Origin of the sequence: Streptomyces sp. HUAS 31, assembly GCF_028198125.1 — a bacterium.
GTDB classification, from domain to species: Bacteria; Actinomycetota; Actinomycetes; order Streptomycetales; family Streptomycetaceae; genus Streptomyces; species Streptomyces chartreusis.
Window position 1 is genome coordinate 1,996,922 of sequence record NZ_CP116353.1, and the last position, 20,840, is coordinate 2,017,761.

19 protein-coding genes are annotated in these 20,840 nt (G+C 71.6%); 10 read left to right on the forward strand and 9 right to left on the reverse strand.

Annotation, left to right across the window (positions count from 1 at the left end):
* Positions 1 to 128 precede the first annotated feature (128 nt).
* The gene (locus tag PGH47_RS08685; RefSeq protein WP_271662931.1) at positions 129 to 1,265 is read left to right on the forward strand and encodes a hypothetical protein; all 1,137 of its coding nucleotides are present in this window, start codon (positions 129 to 131) and stop codon (positions 1,263 to 1,265) included.
* Here the strand turns inward: PGH47_RS08685 and PGH47_RS08690 are convergent.
* The 4 genes from PGH47_RS08690 to PGH47_RS08705 all read right to left on the reverse strand — a co-directional run bounded on the left by PGH47_RS08690 (position 1,219) and on the right by PGH47_RS08705 (position 5,299).
* On the reverse strand, positions 1,219 to 1,842 hold the full coding sequence (locus PGH47_RS08690) for a cytochrome b/b6 domain-containing protein (protein WP_271662932.1): 624 nt from the start codon (positions 1,840 to 1,842) through the stop codon (positions 1,219 to 1,221). The two genes, PGH47_RS08685 and PGH47_RS08690, sit on opposite strands and share 47 nt — an antisense overlap.
* Positions 1,826 to 2,575 carry a molybdopterin-dependent oxidoreductase gene (locus tag PGH47_RS08695; protein WP_107909224.1) on the reverse strand — a complete coding sequence of 250 codons (750 nt, stop codon included), beginning with the start codon at positions 2,573 to 2,575 and terminating at the stop codon, positions 1,826 to 1,828. Before PGH47_RS08695 ends, PGH47_RS08690 begins: the two co-directional genes overlap by 17 nt.
* Before the next feature lie 119 nt (positions 2,576 to 2,694).
* Positions 2,695 to 4,239, reverse strand: a complete 1,545-nt coding sequence (locus PGH47_RS08700; RefSeq protein WP_271662933.1) for an APC family permease — start codon at positions 4,237 to 4,239, stop codon at positions 2,695 to 2,697.
* 112 nt (positions 4,240 to 4,351) lie between these two features.
* The gene (locus tag PGH47_RS08705; protein ID WP_271662934.1) at positions 4,352 to 5,299 is read right to left on the reverse strand and encodes a hypothetical protein; all 948 of its coding nucleotides are present in this window, start codon (positions 5,297 to 5,299) and stop codon (positions 4,352 to 4,354) included.
* Between the two features lie 306 nt (positions 5,300 to 5,605).
* On the opposite strand from PGH47_RS08705, the gene PGH47_RS08710 reads away from it, so the two are divergent.
* The 4 genes from PGH47_RS08710 to PGH47_RS08725 all read left to right on the forward strand — a co-directional run bounded on the left by PGH47_RS08710 (position 5,606) and on the right by PGH47_RS08725 (position 7,829).
* Positions 5,606 to 6,499 (forward strand): DMT family transporter, encoded by an 894-nt coding sequence (locus tag PGH47_RS08710; RefSeq protein ID WP_125526415.1) that lies wholly within the window; start codon positions 5,606 to 5,608, stop codon positions 6,497 to 6,499.
* 33 nt (positions 6,500 to 6,532) lie between these two features.
* Positions 6,533 to 7,048 carry an NUDIX domain-containing protein gene (locus PGH47_RS08715; RefSeq protein WP_271662935.1) on the forward strand — a complete coding sequence of 172 codons (516 nt, stop codon included), beginning with the start codon at positions 6,533 to 6,535 and terminating at the stop codon, positions 7,046 to 7,048.
* 65 nt (positions 7,049 to 7,113) lie between these two features.
* Positions 7,114 to 7,506 carry a YidH family protein gene (locus PGH47_RS08720; RefSeq protein WP_269642889.1) on the forward strand — a complete coding sequence of 131 codons (393 nt, stop codon included), beginning with the start codon at positions 7,114 to 7,116 and terminating at the stop codon, positions 7,504 to 7,506.
* The gene (locus PGH47_RS08725; protein ID WP_107909218.1) at positions 7,503 to 7,829 is read left to right on the forward strand and encodes a DUF202 domain-containing protein; all 327 of its coding nucleotides are present in this window, start codon (positions 7,503 to 7,505) and stop codon (positions 7,827 to 7,829) included. Before PGH47_RS08720 ends, PGH47_RS08725 begins: the two co-directional genes overlap by 4 nt.
* Before the next feature lie 195 nt (positions 7,830 to 8,024).
* Here the strand turns inward: PGH47_RS08725 and PGH47_RS08730 are convergent, their stop codons facing one another.
* Entirely contained in the window at positions 8,025 to 9,011 is a 987-nt protein-coding gene (locus PGH47_RS08730; protein ID WP_271662936.1) for an NADP-dependent oxidoreductase, read from the reverse strand.
* A gap of 112 nt (positions 9,012 to 9,123) precedes the next feature.
* On the opposite strand from PGH47_RS08730, the gene PGH47_RS08735 reads away from it, so the two are divergent.
* The 3 genes from PGH47_RS08735 to PGH47_RS08745 all read left to right on the forward strand — a co-directional run bounded on the left by PGH47_RS08735 (position 9,124) and on the right by PGH47_RS08745 (position 11,852).
* Positions 9,124 to 9,420, forward strand: a complete 297-nt coding sequence (locus PGH47_RS08735; RefSeq protein WP_107909216.1) for a hypothetical protein — start codon at positions 9,124 to 9,126, stop codon at positions 9,418 to 9,420.
* A 176-nt stretch (positions 9,421 to 9,596) separates the two neighbouring features.
* A complete protein-coding gene (locus tag PGH47_RS08740) occupies positions 9,597 to 10,631 on the forward strand; it encodes a phosphotransferase family protein (RefSeq protein ID WP_271662937.1) in 1,035 nt (344 codons plus the stop codon).
* A gap of 6 nt (positions 10,632 to 10,637) precedes the next feature.
* Positions 10,638 to 11,852: an acyl-CoA dehydrogenase gene (locus PGH47_RS08745; RefSeq protein ID WP_271662938.1), complete on the forward strand. Its 1,215-nt coding sequence runs from the start codon at positions 10,638 to 10,640 to the stop codon at positions 11,850 to 11,852.
* A 17-nt stretch (positions 11,853 to 11,869) separates the two neighbouring features.
* Here the strand turns inward: PGH47_RS08745 and PGH47_RS08750 are convergent, their stop codons facing one another.
* The 3 genes from PGH47_RS08750 to PGH47_RS08760 are packed head-to-tail and all read right to left on the reverse strand — an operon-like array spanning position 11,870 to position 14,953.
* Complete coding sequence (locus tag PGH47_RS08750; RefSeq protein ID WP_271662939.1) at positions 11,870 to 12,463, reverse strand: TetR/AcrR family transcriptional regulator; 594 nt, start codon at positions 12,461 to 12,463, stop codon at positions 11,870 to 11,872.
* Positions 12,464 to 12,518: 55 nt separating this feature from the next.
* Entirely contained in the window at positions 12,519 to 14,183 is a 1,665-nt protein-coding gene (locus PGH47_RS08755; RefSeq protein ID WP_271662940.1) for a class I adenylate-forming enzyme family protein, read from the reverse strand.
* Positions 14,180 to 14,953, reverse strand: coding sequence for an SDR family oxidoreductase (locus PGH47_RS08760; protein WP_271662941.1), 774 nt, complete (start codon positions 14,951 to 14,953; stop codon positions 14,180 to 14,182). The genes PGH47_RS08755 and PGH47_RS08760 overlap by 4 nt, the downstream gene beginning before the upstream one ends.
* A gap of 188 nt (positions 14,954 to 15,141) precedes the next feature.
* Between PGH47_RS08760 and PGH47_RS08765 the strand changes: the two genes are divergently transcribed.
* Both PGH47_RS08765 and PGH47_RS08770 read left to right on the forward strand, forming a co-directional pair.
* A complete protein-coding gene (locus tag PGH47_RS08765; protein WP_271662942.1) occupies positions 15,142 to 16,374 on the forward strand; it encodes an exo-beta-N-acetylmuramidase NamZ family protein in 1,233 nt (410 codons plus the stop codon).
* A gap of 97 nt (positions 16,375 to 16,471) precedes the next feature.
* Complete coding sequence (locus PGH47_RS08770) at positions 16,472 to 17,806, forward strand: serine-threonine protein kinase (protein WP_271662943.1); 1,335 nt, start codon at positions 16,472 to 16,474, stop codon at positions 17,804 to 17,806.
* Between the two features lie 22 nt (positions 17,807 to 17,828).
* Here PGH47_RS08770 and PGH47_RS08775 read toward each other — a convergent pair whose 3' ends face one another.
* Positions 17,829 to 20,627, reverse strand: a complete 2,799-nt coding sequence (locus PGH47_RS08775; protein ID WP_271662944.1) for a penicillin acylase family protein — start codon at positions 20,625 to 20,627, stop codon at positions 17,829 to 17,831.
* Positions 20,628 to 20,840: the final 213 nt, after the last annotated feature.

Genomic DNA, 20,840 nt, shown 5'->3' on the forward strand with positions numbered 1-20,840 from the left:
TCCGTGCGGGCCCGAACTCGCCCCGCCGATCAGCTGAAGCGCCTTCCCCGGGAGCGCCGCGGACCCGATGATGAGGAGACTCTCGAAGGCGGTGACGGCCTCCGGGGGCGAGGACTACGGGGGGCGTCATGGCGGTTTCCCTCGGGATGCGCATCTCGGGGCTGCTGGTCGTAGGGGCGGTGGCGGTGGCCGCCGCGGCCTTCACCGGTGACGGGCGCGGCACGGCGGACGGCAGGGGCGGCGGAGGCACCGTCGTCACCGCCGGACCGACGGCAGGCGCCGCGAGGCCGCCGACCGACCCGGCCGGCAACTCCTCCGTCCCGCCGAAACAGCGACCCGACGGGCACATCGGCGCACCCGCGGTCACGGGCACGCCCCTCGCTCCTCCGGTCGGCCGCACTCCGAGCGACCCCCCGAGCCCCTCCCCTCGCCCCTCCGTGAGCCGGAAGGTTCTCGAAGTCCCCGGCTGGCTGCCGCCCGGCCCCGCCTCGCCGGACGCCGACGGCGTCCCCGACCCGGCGAGCGTGTACGACCTGTTGAGCGACCCCGCCGACTGCCGGGCCGCCCTCGGCGTGGTCCCCCGGCTCACCACCGACGCCGACCGTGCCCTGCTGCGGGGCCTGGCCTCCGCGTGTCTCGCGGTGCAGGGCGAGGGCGGCGACTGGGCGCAGGCGGTCAGGGACGGTGCCGCGTCGGCGGGCGGTGGCGACTCCTGCAAGGGACGGGCCGCGCATGCCGTGCTCGGCGGGCTGCTCGACTTCCATCGACGGCATCCCGGAGCCTCGGTGCGGCTGAAGCCCGCGTCGGGCGGCCCGCCTGCCTGCGACTACCGGATCGCCGGGGTGGACACGGGCGGAGACGGAACGGCGATACCGGGCGAGACGATCGGCATCGAGCTGGCGGACACGTACTTCGACCCGGCCGAACTGGCGAGCGATGGAGGCGTGAGCATCGGAGGTCGGGAGGTACCGGTGCTCACAGATCGAGGGGTGCTGTCGGTGGTCGTACCGGCACTGGCGCCGGGCCCGGTGGACGTGGCGGTACGGTACGGCGGCACCGAGGTCCGGCTGCCGATGGCCTTCACGGTCGCCCTGCCCGAGCCGAACGCCCCCGACGAAGCAACCGACGGTCCACCCACCCCCCAAGGGGCGCGGGGAACTGCGCGACCAGCCACAACGAACCCGCACACACAAGCCGCCCCGTCCCTCTGGGCACCCGTCATGGTCGCCACAGCCGGTGCTCCCGCTCGGCCCACTCCCGGCTGACCAGGCCGGTCCGCATACCGCGGCGGGCCTCCGGGTCCCCCAGCGCCATCCCGATATGGCCGGCGAGAACGATCCCGATCGTGAGAGCCAGCCAGTCGTGGACGAAGGTCGCGCTGGTGCGCCACTGAAGGGGCGTGAGATGCGTGAACCACATGATCAGGCCGGTGCCGAGCATCACCAGCGTCGCACCGGCGATCCAGGCCGCGTAGATCTTCTGCCCGGCGTTGAACTTCCCCGCCGGACGTGCGGACCGCCGCTTGTCGCGCCGCACGGCAGCCCGCAGCCAGACGCGGTCGTGCGGGCCGAAGCGGTTGAGGAAGCCCAGGTCGGCGCGGAACAGCCGGGAGGCGAGGCCGGCCAGGAGGGGCACCGGCAGGGCGAGGCCGGCCCATTCGTGGATACGGACCACCAGCTCGCGGCGGCCGACGAGTTCGGCGAACTGCGGGATGTACAGGCAGGCCGCCGTCGCCACGCACACGCCCATCAGCACGGCCGTCGTGCGGTGCACCCAGCGCGTGGCACGGCCGAAGCGCCGGACGCCGGTGGCCGTGCCGGGGGCGTCAAGTCGTAGGCTCATCGTCGCGTCCGTTCGAGCGGCCGACCCAGGCGTCGACGTCGTAGCCCCGTTCCTCCCAGTAGCCCGGCTTCACGTCCTTGGTGACGGTGATGCCGGAGAGCCACTTGGCGGACTTGTAGAAGTACATGGGGGCGACATAGAGGCGGGCGGGGCCGCCGTGGGCGTGGCCGATGTCCTTGTCCTGCATGCGCAGGGCGACCAGGACGTCCGCGCGGCGGGCCTGGTCGAGGGTGAGGCTCTCGCTGTAGGCGCCGTCGAAACAGGTGAAGCGGACCGCGCCGGCTCCCTCGCGCACTCCCGCGGCGTCCAGCAGCCGGGACAGGCGCACCCCTTCGAAGGGCGTGCCGGGGACCCGCCAGCCGGTGACGCACTGGACGTCGCGCACCAGCCGGGTCTGCGGCAGGGCGCGCAGGTCGGCGAGGGTGTAGGACCCGGGGCGGTCGACGAGGCCGTCGACGGTGAGGCGGTAGGTGGTGGCGGTCTTGCGGGGTACGGAGGAGGTCACGGAGTAGTAGCGGAAGCCGCCGCCGTTGGGCAGCAGGTCCGTCAGGCCGGTGGGGTCCTTGTCGGAGGCGCCGGCGAGGAAGGACTCCAGGCCGCGCTGGAGGGTGGGCGCGGTGACGACGCCGAGGACGCCCAGGCCGAGGGTGCCGAGGAGGACGCGGCGGCCGATCGGCCTGCCCTTCCCCTCGCCCGGTTCCTCGTCGCGCGGCGCGGGCTGTTCGGGGTTCACCTCTTCATTCGAACACCCGCGACCCCGGCGGGGCCAGGGATCGCGGGTGCTCGTCAGAGTTCCGTAATCAGTTCTTACGCGGCTCGCGGTTCTCACACGGCTGCGGGCCGGGCGCGCGGCTACGGCGTCTGCGTCGCCGCCTTGTCCAGCTGGAACGCCTCGTTGCCGAGCCCGATGCGGGCGTGCCGCTCGGGGGCGCGGGAGCGCAGGAGCAGACCCTGGGCGACGCCGGCGGCCAGGGCGAGGACGATGACGGCGGGCAGCGCCCAGCTGAGGGCGGAGTCGGGGCCCGCGCCGATCAGGACGTCGAAGTCCTTGACGGTGTAGACGACGATGAACAGCAGCCCGACGACCGAGAGCCCGGAGGCGGCAAGCCGCCAGAACTGGGCGGTGACGGCCCCGCGGCGCACGAAGAAGGCGATGACGGAGACCGACGCGGCGGCCATCAGCGCGGCGACGCCCAGCGCGCCGAGGTTGCCCATCCAGGTGAACAGGTGCAGCACCGGCGCGGTCGGGTCGCCGGTCGGCCTGTCGTCGGTGAGGGCGAAGACGGCTACGACCACGAGGGAGATCGCGGTCTGGAGGAGCGATCCCGTGCCGGGGGCGCCGCTCGCGCCGCTGGTGCGGCCGAACGCGGCGGGCAGCAGGCCCTCGCGGCCCATGGCGAAGGCGTAGCGGGCGACGACGTTGTGGAAGCTGAGCATCGCCGCGAACATGCCGGTCACGAAGAGCACGTGCAGCACGTCGGTGAAGGTGTTGCCGAGCAGGTCCTCGGTGAGGAAGAACAGCAGCCCGGCGCTCTGGTCCTGCGCGGTGCCCACGATCGCCGAGGGGCCCGCGGCGACGGTGTACGCCCAGCAGCTGATCGTGTAGAAGACGGCGATGCCGCCGATGGCCAGGAACATCACGCGGGGCACGAGGACGTGCGGGCGGCTGGTCTCCTCGGCGTAGACGGGGGCCTGCTCGAAGCCGAGGAAGGCGGCGACGCAGAAGCACAGCGCGGTGCCGATGCCCGCGCCGCTGAGGGTGTCCGGGTTGAAGGCGTGCAGGGACAGACCTTCCTTGGCCGGGTCGGCGATGGCCGCGACGTCGAAGATGACCACGAGGACGACCTCGATGATCAGCAGCACGCCGAGCACGCGCGCGTTGAGGTCGATCTTCAGCCAGCCGAGCGCGCCTACGGCGAGCACCGCCAGCAGCGCCGGTATCCACCAGGCGATCTCGGTGTCGAGGTAGGTGGCGAACAGCCCGGAGACCTCGAAGCCGAAGATGCCGTAGATGCCGACCTGGAGCGCGTTGTAGGCGACGAGCGCGACCATCGCGGCGCCCGCGCCGGCGGTGCCGCCGAGGCCGCGGGAGATGTAGGCGTAGAACGCGCCCGCGTTGTGGACGTGGCGGCTCATCTCTGCGTACCCGACGCTGAACAGGGCGAGGACGACGCCGAGGATCACGAAGAGCAGCGGCTGGCCGAGGACCCCCATCACCCCGAAAGTCGTGGGCATGACACCCGCGACGACCATGAGGGGAGCGGTGGCGGCGAGCACGGACAGCAGCAGGCCCGTGGTGCCCAGCCGGTCGGCGCGCAGGGCGCGGTCCTGTCCCTTGAACGTACTGATGCCGCCGCCGGCGGTGGCTCTGCTCGTGCTGGAACTGCCCGTCGTCATCGAATGACCGTCCTTCGTCGGGTCGGGGGCGCTGGTGTGCGGTCGGTGTCGGTGCGTGTTCGTCGGGGCGGTGCGTCTTGGTCGGGCGATGTCGAGCGGCTCCCCGCGAGCCCTAGGCCGTGCCGAGCGCGGTGTCGCGGGCGGTGCGGAAGGCGGGGTACGGATCGCGGTCGGGGTAGGACCACGGCGACGGGGTGGCGTGTTCGCCGATGCGGTGGAAGAGGGCGGCGGCCTCGGCACCCCTCCCCTCGCACACCTTGGCGTGGGCGAGGAAGTTCAGGTCGATCAGCCGGCGCGGGTGGCCCTCCTGCTCCCACTCCAGCCACCAGTCGAAGGCGGCCCGCATCACCTGGCGGGCCCGGCGGCCCGTCCAGTGCCCGGAGGCGGCCGCGTCCCGCGGTTCGTGGCCCGCAGCCGCGAGGACTCGGTAGCGCTCGGCGTGGGCGATGACCGGCAGGACGGCGAGCGGGGAGTCGGCGGGCGCCCGTTCCGCGGCCGCGTTGGCGAAGTCGTAGACCTCGTGCAGCGGGTCGGTGCCGGTGCCGGACTGGTGCTCGGCGAGCCGGGCGATCATCAGGTGGTGGGCGTGGTGGTGGTCGGCGTACCGGGCGCGGACCTCGGCGAAGAGGCGGCGCACCTCGGGCTCGGCACCCAGAGCCTTCTCCAGCATGAGCAGGCCCAGCCAGGGCGTGGGGTCGGCGGGCGCGAGCGCGGCGGCGGCATGGCAGGCCTCACGGGCGCGGGTCGGCTTCTCCTTGCCGCGCAGCGCGCGCTGCACCTGGGCGAGGGCCAGCAGGACGGCGGCGTCCACGGAGTCGGGCTCGGCGAGCAGCCAGTCGCGGGTCCAGGGGACGCAGTACTGCTCCCGGGCGAGGACGGTCACGCGGTGCCCCCTGCGGTCCCACTCGTCGCCGGTTCGGGCGAGCAGCGAGCGGGCCGTCTGCCACCTGCCCTGGGCGAGGGCGGTGCGGGCGGCGGCGAGCTCGGCGTCGTCGAGGGCCGCGTCGTAGGCGTGGGCAGCGCGCTTTCGGCCGCGGCCCAGAGGAGGTGGTGGGGACACCGTCTTGGGTCCTGTTGTGAGCAAATCGTGGACTGTCATCAAGCGATCACTCGCAGCAAACCCCCCGCCAAGGGTGCGCGTCAAGTGCCGTCGACGCGTTACACGCGTCAACTAGTGTTACTGATGAGGCAGTTGCGGCATTCAACCTGTCCACAATGCCGGATTTGTTCGTTGTGTGTGGCGTACGTCATGGCGAGGTCCGTTTGGACATCGCACGATGGTGGAACGCGCACGCCGGGCCAGGGGCCGCTACAGTCGGCCCTTAACGCACCCCGTCCCAGCCCGGCAGGATTCGAGGTACGCAGCGTGTCGCTCCAGATCCTGATACTCGCCGTGACCGCCGCTTGCTGTCTTGGATTCGGTTTCGTCCTCCAGCAGAACGCGGCCCAGAAGGCTCCGCTCAGCGACTTCCTCTCGCCGCGGATCCTGCTGGACCTGATGAAGGTGCCGCGCTGGCTCGGCGGCATCGGCCTGATGGTGGTCGGCATGGCCCTGGGCGCGATGGCGCTGGGCCAGGGCGAGATCTCCCTGGTGGAACCCCTGCTCGCGACGAACCTGCTGTTCGCGCTGATGCTCTCCCGCCGCCAGACCAAGCAGCCCCTCGGACGCCAGGGCTGGACCGGCCTCGCGCTGCTCGCGGGCGGTGTGACGGCCTTCATCGTGGCCGGCCAGCCGACCGGCGGCACAGCCACCAGCGACCCCATGCGGCACTGGCTGATCATCGGCCTCATGGTCGGCGTGGCCCTGCTTCTCACCGCGTACGCCAAGCGCTCCCGTCTCAGCTCGGGCCCCGCCCTGCTGGCGACCGCGGCCGGTCTCCTGTACGGCGTGCAGGACGCCCTGACCCGGGTGACCGGTGAGCGGTTCGCCGAGGGCGGCATGGCCGAGGTCCTCACCGGCTGGCAGCCGTACGCCGTGGTGGCGCTCGGTCTGACCGGGCTGATCCTGGTGCAGAGCGCCTTCGAGACGGCCTCCCTGCGCATGTCCCTGCCCGCCCTGACCGCCGCCCAGCCGCTGGCCGGCATCCTCTGCGGCGTCGGCTTCCTCGGCGACCGGCTGCGCACCGACGCGGGCGCGCTGGCCTGGGAGGCGGCCGGACTCGCCGGGATCGTGGTCGGCATCATCATGCTCGGCACGCACCGGGCGATGCCGTCGGGAGTCATCCAGCCGAAGCGCACGCCGGCTCTGCAGACGCCCTGAACGCGTCCGGGCCGCCCCTGCTTGGATGGCCCCATGAGCTCTGCTGACGAGATCCTCGACATCGTCGACGAACAGGACCGGGTCATCGGACGGTCCCCGCGCGGCGAGGCCTACGCCAAGGGGCTGCGCCACCGCTGCGTCTTCATCGAGGCACGGGACGCCGAGGGCCGCCTGTTCGTGCACCGCCGCACCCCCACCAAGCTGGTCTTCCCCTCGCGGTACGACATGTTCGTCGGCGGGGTGGTCGGCGCGGGCGAGTCGTACGACGAGGCCGCCCTGCGCGAGGCCGAGGAGGAGCTCGGGGTGAGCGGGCTGCCCCGGCCGACACTTCTCTTCAAGTTCCTGTACGACGACGGTGCCGGGCAGACCTGGTGGTCGGCGGTGTACGAGGTGCGCTGCGAGCTGCCGGTGAACCCTCAGGTGGAGGAGGTCGCCTGGTACGACTTCCTGCCCGAGGCCGAGGTGGAGCGGCGGCTCACGGACTGGGCGTGGGTGCCGGACGGGCTGGCCGCGTACGAGCGGCTCAAGGCCCTGCGGGCGGCCCACTGAGCACCGACCCCCGGCGGGCGGATCCGGCGAAGCCCGCGGCGGAGCGCCCGGATAGGGTCGGGCATGTGAGCGAGTTCGTGCGAAACGTCCGGCTGTGGTTCGCGCCGCAGGAGGTGCGCCAGGAGGGCGGCACCCCCGACTACCGATTCTCGCTGGCGAACGAGCGCACCTTCCTGGCCTGGCTGCGTACCGCGCTCGCCCTCATCGGCGGTGGCTTCGCCGTCGACCAGTTCCTGCCGGACCTGCGCTGGGGCTGGCGCGTCGGCCTGGCGCTCGCGCTGCTCGCGGCCGGCGTGCTGTGCTCCCTGCGCGCGGTAAATCACTGGGTTCGCTGCGAGCGGGCGATGCGCCGGGGTGAGGACCTGCCGGTGTCGCGGTTCCCGGCGATGCTGAGCCTCGTGGTCGCCGTCGTGGCCGTGGCGATGGTGGTCGTCGTGCTCGTCGGGTGGGAGGGATGAGCGCCTCGGCGGCGGAGCCGGTGCGGGACCCCGGGCTCCAGCCCGAGCGGACGCGCCTCGCGTGGCGCCGTACGACGCTGGCCGGCACGGTCGCCGCCGTGCTCGCGATGAAGACCGCGCTGCACGGCGGGGTCTCGGTGGCGGGAGGCCTCGTAAGCGCCCTGTGCTGCGGGCTGTGGCTGGGCTTCCTGGCCCTCGCGCACCGGCGCATCCGGGACCTCTCCTCGTCGCCCCGGCCTGCCGCACTGGCACCCCGGCACGCCACGGCGACCGTCCTGATCACGGTGGCCCTGGCCGCGTGCGGGGCGGCACTGCTGTTCTGAGGGCACCGCGCGGCAGGCAGCGCTGCTGTTCCGAGAGCACCCCGACGCCGGCGCCCCGACCGCTGCTCCGTCCGCCCGGGCTCGTGCCACAGCCCGTACAGCGCCGTCGCCTCCGCTGTCCCAACCGTCGGTGACCCTGGCCGCCTGCGGGGCATCGCCGCTGAACCGAGAGCCCCTGCCCCGACCGCTCGCCCGCTATTCCGCCTGCTCGCGCTCCTGCCACAGCCCGTCCGGCGGCGACGCCTCCTCCGTGTCCCAGTCCACGGTGACCACGATCTTGCCCCGGGTGCGGCCCTCCTGGTTCAGCCGGTGGGCGTCGGCCGCCCGCTCCAGCGGGAAGGTCTCCGAGACATGGACGCTCACCACGCCCTGCTCAGCCAGCTCGGACAGCCGCAGCAGGTCCGCGGCGTCGGGGCGCACGAAGTAGTAGCGGCCGCCGTAGTCCACGACGTCGGGGTCGGCGATCGACACCAGGCGGCCCTCGGGGGCCAGCAGATCGGCGGACGCCTTGAGCGCGTCGCCGCCGACCGTGTCGAAGGCGACGTTCACGCCCTCGGGGGCCAGCCCGCGCACGCGTTCCATCAGACCCTCGCCGTACACCACGGGCTCGCCGCCGAGGCCGCGGACGAAGTCGTGGTTGTGCTCGCTCGCCGTGCCGATCACCCGGGCACCCAGATGGCGGGCCAGCTGGACGGCGATCGAGCCGACGCCGCCCGCCGCGGCGTGCACCAGGACGGTCTCGTCCCGCTTGACCTGGAGCACCCCGGTCAGGACCTGGTACGCCGTCAGCCCCACCAGGGGCAGTCCGGCCGCGGCCTCCCAGGTGAGGTTGCGGGGCTTGCGGGCGAGGGTGCGCACGGGAGCGGCGACGTACTCGGCGAAGGTGCCCCGGGAGAGGAAGTCCTCGCGGACGTATCCGATGACCTCGTCGCCGACGGCGAACTCCGTGACGGAGGCGCCGGGCTGGACCACGACGCCCGCGACGTCCCATCCGGGGACCACCGGGAAGACCGGCTCGATCAGCCCGTCCAGGTAGCCCTCGCGGCACTTCCAGTCGACCGGGTTGACCGCCGCCGCCCGCACCTTCACCAGCACGGAGTCGGGCCCGACGCGCGGGTCGCGCACATCTCCGTATGCGAGCGTCTCGGGCCCGCCGTAGCGTGAGTAGCTGATCCCCTTCATGGCTTCGACCCTCCGGGGTGACCGGACGCCACGCAAGCCGAATAGCCCGATATGCGGCGTTCGCGTGGCAGCCTGTCCGACGTCATCACCCGCTCCTCCGAAGGTGAGCACCATGACCACCCTCCATACGGAACACCGCTCCCACGCGCACGCCCACGGCCCCTCCTGCGGGCACACCGCGGTGCCGCACGGCGACCACACCGACTACGCCCACGACGGCCATCTGCACCGCGAGCACGCCGGGCACTGGGACGAGTGCGAGACGGACGGCCACAACGCGCACGAGGGCCACACCCACCGGCACGGCGCCGACTGCGGGCACGAGAGCGTGCTGCACGGCGACCACGTCGACTACCTCCACGACGGCCACCGGCACGCCGCGCACGACGGCCACTGGGACGACCACTGAGGTCACAGGCACCCCGCCGAGTCCAAAAAGCTTCCCAACGACAGCTCCCAGGCGCCCGACGCGGGGAGCTGTCGGCCTATCGTGGCCCCGATCACGTTCGGCTCCTGTACTGGACGACATACCGACTGGTCGGCATCATGAGTCAGGTCGCGTTCACCTGCCTTTAGGAGCCACGTATGAGCCCCGACCATCCGCCCGGCCTCGACCTGGACCGGCTGCGCGGCCTGCTCGAGCGCGAGCGGCCCGGTCTGGCGCACGGTCCGCTGACCGGCCGGCTGATCGAGGGTGGCAGGTCCAATCTCACCTACGCGGTCTCCGACGGCACCTCGAACTGGGTCGTACGACGCCCCCCGCTCGGCCATGTCCTCGCCACCGCGCACGACATGAAGCGCGAGCACCGGGTCATCAGCGCCCTGTACCCGACGGACGTGCCGGTGCCGCGGCCGGCGCTGCTGTGCGAGGACGAGGAGGTGCTCGGCGCGCCGTTCTACGTCATGGAGTTCGTCGAGGGCACCCCGTACCGCACCGCCGACCAGCTGGCCCCGCTCGGCCCCGAGCGCACCAGGGGCGCGGTGCTGTCGCTGGTGGACACCCTCGTCGAGCTGCACGCGGTGGACCCGGCGTCAGTGGGGCTTGAGGACTTCGGCCGCCCCGAGGGGTTCCTGGACCGCCAGCTGCGCCGCTGGGGCAAGCAGCTGGACGCCTCCCGCAACCGTGAGCTGGCCGGCATCGACGAGCTGCACGCCACGCTGGGCCGGCAGCTGCCCTCCTCCCCCACGGCGACGGTGATCCACGGCGACTACCGCCTCGACAACGTCCTGATCGGCGAGGACGACCGGATCAAGGCGATCCTCGACTGGGAGATGTCGACGCTCGGCGACCCGCTGACCGACCTCGGCCTGCTGGTGATGTACAGCATGCCGCTGGGCATGAAGCACTCCCCGGTCTCCACGACCGCCGAGGCGCCCGGACACCCCTCCCCCGCCGAGCTGATCCAGCGGTACGCCGAGCGCTCGGGGCGCGACGTCTCCGCGGTCTCCTGGTACACGGCGTTCGCCTGGTTCAAGCTCGCCGTGATCCTGGAGGGCATCCACTACCGCTACACGCTGGGCCAGACGGTCGGCCGCGGCTTCGACCGCATCGGCGACCTGGTCCCGGTCTTCATCGAGCACGGCCTGACCACTCTTCAAGAAGGCATCCAGGAAGGCTGACGGGACATGGACTTCGCGTTCGACGCACGCACCGAGGAACTGCGCGCCAAACTGCTGGCCTTCATGGACGAGCACGTCTATCCGGCCGAGGCGGTCGCGGAGGAGCAGCGGGCCGCGCTGGCGTCCCCCTGGGACACCCCGGCCGTGGTGGAGGAGCTCAAGGCCGAGGCCCGCAGGCAGGGCCTGTGGAACCTCTTCCTGCCCGACGCCGAGTACGGCGCCGGTCTCACCAACCTCCAGTACGCCCCGCTGGCCGAGATCACCGGCCGTTCCCCGCACCTGGCACCGACGGCCACGAACTGCGCGGCGCCCGACACCGGGAACATGGAGGTGCTCTCCCAGTTCGGCGACGAGCAGCAGAAGAAGCAGTGGCTGGAGCCGCTGCTGGTGGGTGAGATCCGCTCGGCGTTCGCGATGACCGAGCCGGAGGTGGCCTCCTCGGACGCCACCAACATCACCACGCGCATAGAGCGGGACGGCGACGAGTACGTCATCACCGGCCGCAAGTGGTACATCTCCGGGGCGATGAACCCGGACTGCAAGATCCTCATCGTGATGGGCAAGACGGACCCGGACGGCGAGGACATCCGCCGTCAGCAGTCCATGGTCCTGGTCCCCCGCGACACCCCGGGCGTCACGATCAAGCGCGCCATGCAGGTATTCGGTTACGAGGACCACTCCCACGGCGGCCACGCCGAGGTGATCTTCGACCACGCGCGCGTGCCGGTTTCCAACCTCGTCGGCGAGGAGGGCGGCGGCTTCGCCATCGCCCAGGCGCGGCTCGGCCCCGGCCGGATCCACCACTGCATGCGGCTGATCGGCATGGCCGAGCGGGCGATCGAGCTGATGTGCCGCCGGGCGGCCTCCCGCACGGCCTTCGGCAAGGCGCTGGCCCAGCAGGGCGTGGTGCACAACTGGATCGCCGACGCGCGGGTGACCGTGGAGCAGCTGCGGCTGCTGGTGCTGAAGACGGCCTGGCTGATGGACACCGTCGGCAACCGGGGCGCCCACACCGAGATCCAGGCCATCAAGATCGCCACCCCGCGCGCGGTCGTCGACATCATCGACCGCGCGATCCAGCTGCACGGCGCGGGCGGCGTCAGCCAGGACTTCCCGCTGGCCGAGCTGTACGCCGGGGCGCGCACCCTGATGATCGCCGACGGTCCTGACGAGGTCCACCAGCGGTCGCTGGCGCGACGGGAGTTGAAGAAGTACCTGTGAGCTGAGGTACCCGTCGGCTAGGGCCGCAGAGCCCTCAGCAGCAGGTCGGCCAGGTGGTCGGCGAGCTGCTGGGGGCTCATCGGGCCGTCGGGGCGGTACCAGGTCGACAGGTGGTGGACGGAGCCGAAGTGGTAGTCGACCACCAGGTCGGCCGGGGTCGCCCTGGAGAAGACGCCCGCTTCCTGGCCCTCCTCGATGAGCGCACGGAAGCGTTCGTGGTAGCGCCGGCGCTCGGCGCGCACCTGCTTGTTCTTCTCCGGGCTCAGGTGGTGCATCGAGCGGAAGAAGATCATCGCGTCGTCGAGGTTGTCGATGGTCGTCACCACGACGTCCGCCGCCGCGGCCCGCAACCGCTTCTCGACCGGCTCGTCGGCGTCCGCGAAGGAGTCGAGCCGCTCCTGCTGGACGCGCAGCACGCGCGCGTACACCTCGTGCAGGAGGTCGTCCTTGGAGCCGAAGTAGTGGTACAGCGCACCCTTGGTGACGCCGGCCGCCTCGACGATCTCCTGCACCGAGGTGCGGTCGTAGCCCTGCTCCGCGAAGAGCCGGGTGGCGGCGGCGAGCAGCCGCTGCGGGACGGGCGTACCGTCTCCGTCCGTCGTCCTGGCCACTGTGCCGCCACCTGCCCTTCCGAGATGTTCCGCCTGCCGTGGTGCCGACCGCTGTCTAGCCGTCGTTCGCGCGGGAACGAAGTTCCCGACGGAGGATCTTCCCACTTGCCGTCTTGGGCAAGTCGGGCAGGACCTCCACCTGCCGCGGGTATTTGTAGGCCGCCAGTCTCTCCCGGCAGTACGCGGCGAGTGCGTCGGGGTCCGCTTCGGCACCCGGACGGAGGCTGATGTACGCCTTGACGGTCTCTCCGCGGTACCCGTCGGGTACGCCGACGACGGCCGCCTCGCGCACCGCCGGGTGCGTGTAGAGCACGTCCTCGACCTCGCGCGGCCAGACCTTGAAGCCGGACGCGTTGATCATGTCCTTCTTGCGGTCGACGACGTACAGCCAGCCCTCGGCGTCCATGAAGCCGATGTCGCCGGTGCGCAGCTCGCCGTCGGGGAAGGTCTCGGCGGTGGCGTCGGGGCGCCGCCAGTAGCCGGGGACGACCTGCGGCCCCCGTACGACGATCTCGCCCTGCTCGCCGAACGGCACCTCCTCGCCCTGGTCGTCGACGATCCGTACGACCGTCTCGGGCCCCGGCACTCCCACGGCGAGCGTCCCGGAGGCCGGGTCGACTGGGGCCTCCAGGCCGGGCGGCACGGCGGCGCAGGGGGCGGTGCACTCGGTGAGGCCGTAGCCGTTGCGGATGTACGGCCCGAAGCCGGCCCGGAACTTCTCCACCAGGGCGGGCGGCAGCGGGGCGCCGCCGGAGGAGATGTTGACGAAGGACGTGAAGTGCTCGCGGCGGACGTCCGGGTGGGCGGCCAGCGCCATGAAGGCGGTCGAGGGGCCGACGGTGTAGTGCGGCCCGTGCTCGGCGAACGCGTCGAGCACGACGCCCGCCTCGAAGCGGTACGCCAGCACGAGCAGTCCGGCGCTGTCGAGGCAGGCGGCGAACTGGGCGACCATCCCGGTGATGTGGAACAGCGGCGCCATCGCGAAGTAGACGGGCGCCTCGGGCAGCGCGAGGCCGGTGCGCTGCCGCTCGGCGTTGTACATGATGTTGCCGTGCGTGTTGGTGGCGCCCTTGGGCGTGCCGCTGGTGCCCGAGGTGTAGCTGATCAGCGCGATGTCGGACGGGCCGGGGTCGCGGTCCTGCGGCGCCTTGTGCCCGTCGCGCGCGACCGCCGCGAGGTCGTCGGCGTCGGCGGCCTGCGGGAGCCGTTCGAAGGTCAGCACGCGCGCGTCGCCGCGGGTCTGGAAGTCCAGCTCGCACCCGGTGAGCACGATCCGCACCGGCGAGCCGGCCGCCGTCTCGCGCAGATACGTCTCCCAGGCCCGGTCGGAGCAGATCAGCGCGGCCACGTCGCCGTCCCGCAGGACGTGGGTGACCTCCCCCGACTTGTACATCGGGTTGACGGGCACGACGACCGCCCCGGCCTTCCAGGCGCCGAGCACGGCGAGCACGAAGTGCGGGGAGTTCTGGAGCAGGACCGCGACCCGCTCCCCGCGCTCCAGGCCGCGCGCGGCGAGGTGGCCGGCGACGGAGTCGCTGAGCTCGTCGACCTCGCGGTAGGTCAGACGGCCGTCGAAGTAGGCGAGGAAGGGGCGGTCGGGATGCCGCTCGGCGACCCGGCGCAGAGCGTGCACGAGGGAGTCGTCGGGGGTTATCGGGGCGCGCTGGGTGTCGCTGAGCAGCGCCAGCCAGGGCTTGGTGGTGTAGCCGGAGTGGGTCACAGGGTCTCCTCCCACTTCCGCTGGATGTGGTTCATACCGGCCAGCCAGTGGTCGGGGTCGCCGGCCCGCGCCTGGTAGAACCCGGCCACCTCGGGGTGCGGCAGGATCAGGAAGCGATCCTCCTCCATCCCCTTGAAGAGGGCGTCCGCCACGTCCTCGGGCGCGATGGCGGTGGGCTTGAGCACCAGGTCGCCCGCGCTGCCGGTGGCGTTCAGCATGTCGGTGCGCACGCCTTGGGGACAGATGGCGTGCACCTTGATCCCGCGGTGGCGGTAGGTCAGCGACAGGTACTCGGCGAAGGCATAGGCGCCGTGCTTGGTGACGGCGTAGGGCGCGGCGCCGATCATGGTGAGCAGGCCGGCGGCGGAGACGGTGGAGACGAAGCGTCCGCTGCCGCGCTCCAGCCACTCGGGAAGCAGGGCGTGGGCGGCACGGACGTGGGCCATGACATTGACGTCCCAGGACGCCGACCAGGCCTTCTCGTCGGCGAGGTCGTCGAGCTCGGGCCCGCCGAAGGCGACACCGGCGTTGGCGCAGTAGACGTCGACGGCACCGCCGAGCGCGTCCCGGGCGTCGTCGACGATCGCGGAGGCGTCGCCGGGAACCGCGATGCCTCCGATCTCCTCGGCGACGGCCCCGGCCTTCGCGGCGTCGAGGTCGTTGACGACGACACGAGCCCCTTCGGCGGCGAACCGCCGGGCGAGCGCCGCGCCGATGCCACCCCCAGCCCCGGTAACGACGACTCCGGCACCCTGCACGGCTTCCACCATCGGTCTCCTTCGACTGCGGCTCTCCTGCGATCGTCAGACTAACCGGTCGGTATGTCTCAAGGAAGGGGAGCTGTCGCGCCCGAAGGGGCGCGGGGCTGTATCGATGTGCGGCTCCGCCCCGTGGGCGCGACGAGCCACGACGGACCGGCACCTTCCCCACAACCTGCGGGAGCAATACCGTGCCCCCCATGCGCCTATCCAGACGAGCCCTACTCGCAGCGACAACGGCAGCAGCATCCCTCCCTTCCGCAGCGTCAGCGTCGGAGCGCCCCACGCGCCTACGGACCGGCTTCGAGCGACTCGCGGCCGACGGCTACTCGGTCCTCGAAGGCCAAAAGGTCGGGATCGTCACCAACCCCACCGGCGTCACCAGGACCGTCCGTCACATCGTGGACGTCATGCACGCCGACGAAAGGGTGAACCTGCGGGCCGTTTTCGGCCCCGAGCACGGCTTCCGCGGCACCGCCCAGGCCGGCGGCTCGGAGGGCCGCTACGACGACCCGGCGACCGGCCTCCCCGTGTACGACACGTACCTCAAGAGCGGTCAGCCGCTCGCCGACATCTTCACCGCCTCCGGCGTCGACACGGTCGTCTTCGACATCCAGGACGCGGGCGCCCGCTTCTACACCTACATCTGGACCCTCTTCGACTGCATGGAGGCGGCCGCACTCGCCGGCAAGCGCTTCGTCGTGCTGGACCGGCCGAACCCGGTGACCGGCCGCGCCGCGCAGGGACCGGTCCTGCACATGGAGTTCTCCACCTTCGTCGGCCGCAGGCCCGTCTCCCAGGCGCACGGCATGACGGTCGCCGAGCTGGCGCGACTGTTCAACGGGGAGTTCCTGACCACCCCGGTCCCCCTGGAGACCGTACGGATGTCGGGCTGGAAGCGGTCCTCGTTCTACGACGCCTGGGGTCTGCCCTGGGTGCCGCCGAGCCCCAACATGCCCACCCCGGACACGGCCCTGGTGTACTCGGGCACCTGTCTCTTCGAGGGCACGAACCTCTCCGAGGGCCGTGGCACCACCCGGCCCTTCGAACTGCTCGGCGCGGAGGGTATCGACCGGCGCTGGGCCGAGGCGGCGGAGGCACTCGGGCTGCCCGGTGTGCACTTCAGGGAGGCGTACTTCGCGCCGACGTTCTCGAAGTTCCAGGGCAAGACCGTCGGCGGGGTGCAGATCCACATCCACGACCGCGCCGCCTACGACCCCGTCCGCACCGGAATCGCCCTGCTGGTGACCGCCAAGAAGGTGTGGAGCGGGTTCGCCTGGCGCCCGGACAACTGGATCGACAAGCTCACCGGCAACACCCGGGTGCGGACGCTGATCGACGCGGGCGCGAGCGCGGACGAGGTGGTCGCGGACTGGCAGCAGGAGCTGTCGGCGTTCCGCCGGACCCGCCGGGAGTACCTGCTGTACACATGAGCGGCCCACGGATGGGGTGCCGACGTATGGCCATTCCCGCCCGCCGGCAGGACGATGCGCCCGTATCGCACTGTCACGGGGGACGAGGGGGCCTGTCATGGCGGAACCGGCAGTGGGCGTCAGTCCGTACTGGGAGCTGACCTTCGACGCGGACGGGGACCCGGACGCGGGCCGGCGGGACAGGCTGCTCGCCGGAGTCGCGCGGCACGACGTCCGTGATCTGATCGTCTTCGCGCACGGCTGGAACAACGACCGCGCGGGCGCGACCCGCCTCTACGACGGCTTCTTCGCGCCGATCCCGGGACTCGTGCCCGAGGCGAGGGTCGGGTACGTCGGGGTGGTCTGGCCGTCGATGCGGTTCTCGGACGAGCCGATCCCGGACTTCCCGCGGGCCGTGGCCGCCGAGATGCCGCGCCGGCCGGCGCTCGACAAGGACACCCGGCACGCCCTGCTGGAGACGTTCCCTGGACGGGCGACCGTGATCGAGCAGATCGCGCGGCTGCTGGACCAGCAGCCGCGCGAGGAGGCCGAGTTGGCGGAGTTCGGGCGCCTCGTGCGGCTGCTGGTGGACGTCGTGCCGCCGGGGCCGCAGGCGCTGTTCGCGGCGGACACGCTGTGCGAGGGAGTGCCGCAGGACTCACCGGACCTCTTCGCGGACTCCACCGCGGCCGTGTGCGAGGACTTCGCGCAGGCGCTGACGCACCTCGACGCCCCGGCCCCGGACTCGGCGCCGGACGGCGTGGCGTCCTTCTCCTTGCCGAACCCTTGGGAGGGCGCGCACGAGCTGCTGCGGCAGGCGACGTACTACGCGATGAAGCGGCGCGCGGGGACCGTCGGCGAGCGCGGACTCGGCCGGATCGTCGGGCAGCTCGCCGCCCGCTCGCCCGAGCTGCGGGTGCATCTCGTCGGGCACAGCTTCGGCGCGCGCCTGGTGTCGTTCGCGCTGCGCGCGCTGCCCAAGGGCGTGCGGTCGGTGAAGTCCGTGACACTGCTCCAAGGCGCCTTCTCGCACTACGCGTTCGCGTCCCGGCTGCCGCACGACGCCCGCGCGGGCGGGGTGCTGGAGGGCCAGCACAACCGGATCGACGGGCCGCTGGTGTGCTGCCACTCACGGCACGACTCGGCCCTGTCCACGATGTACCCGTTGGCCTCCCGGATGGCCGGGGACGCGCGCGGGATCGCGGCGCCGGACATCGGCCGGATGCTGGGGGCCAAGTGGGGTGCGATGGGGCACGACGGGGTCCAGGCGGTGCCGGGGACGAAGTCGTACGACCTGGCCGGCGCGCTGCGGGCGAAGCTGCCCGCGTCGGGGTGCGTGAACGTCGACGCGGCGGCGGTGGTCCGGCGGGGCGGGCCGCCCGCGGGTGCCCACAGCGACATCGTGCATCCCGAGCTGGCGCGGCTGGTGCTGGCGGCGGGGCGCATCCACTGACCCCGCCGCCGGCCGCCCACCGTCACCTGTGTGACGTGAACTCCACGACCTGCTGGTACGTAGGCCGGTTCTGCCAGCTGATCCTGCCGTGCTTGATGCCGCCCAGGGTGCGCTGGACGATCGAGTCGGCGCACCACTGGTCGCCCGCCGAGCACTGGTCGTCGCCCGGGTAGACCTGGGCCGCGGTCCGGCCCGCGGCCGTCTTCAAGGTGCTGATCAGCAGGTCCCGGCAGGCGCCGAGACTGCCGCCGCCGCAGTACTTCCGGTCGAGCGGGCCCTGTACGGACTCACCGAGCACGGCCCTGATGTCCTTGTCGACGTAGCTCCACCAGCCGTACTGGAAGGAGCTGCCGGCGTGCGAGCCGGTCGGGCCGTGCCCGGCCGACGGGGACTCGTCGACAGGCAGGTTGGCGGTCATCGCCGTGTACAGCTCGCTGCCGAGGCCCGGTTCGAACTCGGCCTTCACCAGCAGCGGCCACCAGGCGTCCAGGATGCGGATCGCGTCGGCGTCGGCGTACTTCTTCGAGCCGGCTGACGTCTCGGTGCGCCTGCCGCCGGCCGACAGCCACGTCTGGAGCTTGCTCACGGCCGCGGCCGCCGTGGTGTCGGTCACCGGGGAGCTGTTGACGACCTTGAGCAGATCCGGCAGGACGTCCTCGGCGCGCAGGTCGGCGAGGGCCGCGTCGGCCATCGCCTTCACCAGCGAGGCGCGGGTCACGCCGCCCGCGGTGACCAGCTTCTTCACCCGGTTCTCCAGCAGGTTGCCGCGGTGCACCGAGCCGTCGCCCCAGGACGCGGTCGTGTAGTCCTTGGCCTGCTTGTTGTTCCAGGAGACGTAGTAGTCCTGGTCGATGGAGTTGGGGTGCTCGGACGGCGGGGTGTAGGTCGCCGTGTTCGTCGCCGGGTTCCAGCCGCGCCACTCGTACGCCGGCTGCGCCCACACCGGGAACTCCGCGTCGACGCCACTCGCGCGGACCGGGTTGTCGCCGCTGTTGTAGTAGGCGGTGTGCTCGGAGTCGGCGTAGAACCAGTTGAACGTGTAGTTGATGTGCTGCGCGGCCTTCTGGAAGTCCTCGGGGCCCTTGACGTAGTCCGGGTCGTTCAGCATCTGGAAGCCGATGATGGAGTCGGCCTCGTGCATGTAGGAGGAGCGCAGGGTGGTGTAGGCGACCTTCTTGCCGCCGACGGTCGCCCGGTGGGTGACGGGACCGTACTTCGTGCGCCACACGCGCATCGTGTACGAGCCCGCGGGGGTGCTGTCGGCGGTCGTGGGCTTCCAGGAGTTCTTCTGCTCGATCTTCTCCATCGCCGTGCAGGTGCCTCGGTACAGGTAGTGGTAGTCGTCCTGGCACAGCTCGACGGCGTAGGTGTCGATGATGTCCTGGCCGGAGGTGGTGGCGCTCCACGAGTAGTCCTGGCCGCGGCCGAGCTCGACGTACATGCTCAGGCCGGCGAAGGAGGCGCCGCGGGCGCTGATGCCCGGTCCCTGTATCTCCTGGAGGAGCAGCAGCTGGGGTGCGAAGTAGCCGGTCTGCGGTCCGAAGACGGCGACCGGGTGGCCGCTCGCGGTGTGCTCGCCGCCGACCACGAGGGCGTTGGACATGCCCCGCTTCGCCGAGGTCATCGCCGTCCGGGCGGCCGTGGTCGTGGCGCCGGACGCCGCCGCGCCGGACGCGCTGCCCGTACGGTCGTACACGAGCTGTTCCTCGTTCACCGAGCCGGCGTCGGGCAGGGCCTCGCCCTGCGGGTCGGCGGGCTTGGTGGCGTACGGGAAGCTCTTGTCGTGGACGGTGACGACGGCCTCGGGGTCGTTGCGCTCGCGGAACGACTCCCACAGCTTGGTGCCCTCGGTCACGCCGTACTTCTCCTGAGCGGCGAGCAGGGAGAGCGCGTTGTTGACCTCGCCGCCGCCCCCGGAGCCGAACAGGGCGCCGATCACCGAGCCGAGCGCGACCAGGTCGGTCACCTTGAAGTGCTCGATGGTGCCGGCGTTGGTGACGGAGTCCTTGTGGCCGGTCAGGACGTACTCGCCGGGGAAGTAGCGGCCGCTGTCGGAGGCGTCGATGTAGGCGTTGATGCCGTCGAGATAGGCCTTGGCGTCGGCCAGGGCCAGCTGTCCGCGTTCGCCGTTGGAGGCGACGGCGTTGTCGATCTGCGCCTGGAGATCGGCCTCGGTGTAGGGCGCGTTGCGCCAGAACTGCTGCTCCAGGCCCTGGTTGGAGGGCGCGCCGCCCGCGAAGGAGGTGAGCTGGCCGCGTCCGACGTGGCGGAATACGTCCATCAGCCACAGCCGGTCCTGGGCCGCGGCATAGCCCGCACCGAACTCCGTGCCGTATCTGGTGGTACCGGTGATGTGCGGCACACCCGTCTTCTTGTCGCGGACGATCGTCACATCACCGCGCCCTGCGGGACTGACGGTGGAGGCGACTTGATCGGACGGGACGCCGAACGAGGCGTCGTTGAAGAAGTTGAGAATCGTCGCATTGGTGAGGCCGGAGTAGCCCTTGGCCAGGTTGGCGTACGGGCCGAGCTGGTCCTCCGCGTGCTCGGGCTGCGTGCCGAAGGCCTGGTTGAGCAGGATCTGGGCGAGGGTGGCGTTGCCGTTCTGGCCGGGCGGCAGGATGTCGGAGCACTGGTTCCCGCAGTGGTCGTTTGCGGCGGCGGCCTCGGCCGCCGCGACCGGGGGCGCTGCGGCCGCCGGGGAAAGAGGAGACAAAAGTCCGGCAATCAGCGCGCATACGGATGCGGCCTTCAGGAACCCGGGAGATCTGCCGGGAGTTCTCAGTCTGACTGGCGCGGTGCGTGGGGTACGCCGTGGCATGGCAGCTCCTACCGACGAGGGTGGGCCGAGAGTGTTACCGGCGGTATCCCCGGGATTGAAGATGAACATGCGTCACTTTTCGAGTCACCAGGACTCGCTTTGGAGGCCGTCGGAAATCGGATGGAGCCGAATCGCTTGTCGATACGTCTATTCGTCAACGTCGCACGAAGTCCGTGCGGCAACGCCGAAGTGACCGAAGTACAGGTGCAGATG

What these genes read in the sequence shown, in the direction of transcription:
- PGH47_RS08685 (WP_271662931.1), top strand. Translation starts at nt 129, where the DNA reads ATGGCGGTTTCCCTCGGGATGCGCATCTCGGGGCTGCTGGTCGTAGGG.
- PGH47_RS08690 (WP_271662932.1), bottom strand. Translation starts at nt 1,842, where the DNA reads ATGAGCCTACGACTTGACGCCCCCGGCACGGCCACCGGCGTCCGGCGC.
- PGH47_RS08700 (WP_271662933.1), bottom strand. Translation starts at nt 4,239, where the DNA reads ATGACGACGGGCAGTTCCAGCACGAGCAGAGCCACCGCCGGCGGCGGC.
- PGH47_RS08715 (WP_271662935.1), top strand. Translation starts at nt 6,533, where the DNA reads ATGAGCTCTGCTGACGAGATCCTCGACATCGTCGACGAACAGGACCGG.
- PGH47_RS08725 (WP_107909218.1), top strand. Translation starts at nt 7,503, where the DNA reads ATGAGCGCCTCGGCGGCGGAGCCGGTGCGGGACCCCGGGCTCCAGCCC.
- PGH47_RS08730 (WP_271662936.1), bottom strand. Translation starts at nt 9,011, where the DNA reads ATGAAGGGGATCAGCTACTCACGCTACGGCGGGCCCGAGACGCTCGCA.
- PGH47_RS08735 (WP_107909216.1), top strand. Translation starts at nt 9,124, where the DNA reads ATGACCACCCTCCATACGGAACACCGCTCCCACGCGCACGCCCACGGC.
- PGH47_RS08740 (WP_271662937.1), top strand. Translation starts at nt 9,597, where the DNA reads ATGAGCCCCGACCATCCGCCCGGCCTCGACCTGGACCGGCTGCGCGGC.
- PGH47_RS08745 (WP_271662938.1), top strand. Translation starts at nt 10,638, where the DNA reads ATGGACTTCGCGTTCGACGCACGCACCGAGGAACTGCGCGCCAAACTG.
- PGH47_RS08760 (WP_271662941.1), bottom strand. Translation starts at nt 14,953, where the DNA reads ATGGTGGAAGCCGTGCAGGGTGCCGGAGTCGTCGTTACCGGGGCTGGG.
- PGH47_RS08765 (WP_271662942.1), top strand. Translation starts at nt 15,142, where the DNA reads ATGCGCCTATCCAGACGAGCCCTACTCGCAGCGACAACGGCAGCAGCA.
- PGH47_RS08770 (WP_271662943.1), top strand. Translation starts at nt 16,472, where the DNA reads ATGGCGGAACCGGCAGTGGGCGTCAGTCCGTACTGGGAGCTGACCTTC.
- PGH47_RS08775 (WP_271662944.1), bottom strand. Translation starts at nt 20,627, where the DNA reads ATGCCACGGCGTACCCCACGCACCGCGCCAGTCAGACTGAGAACTCCC.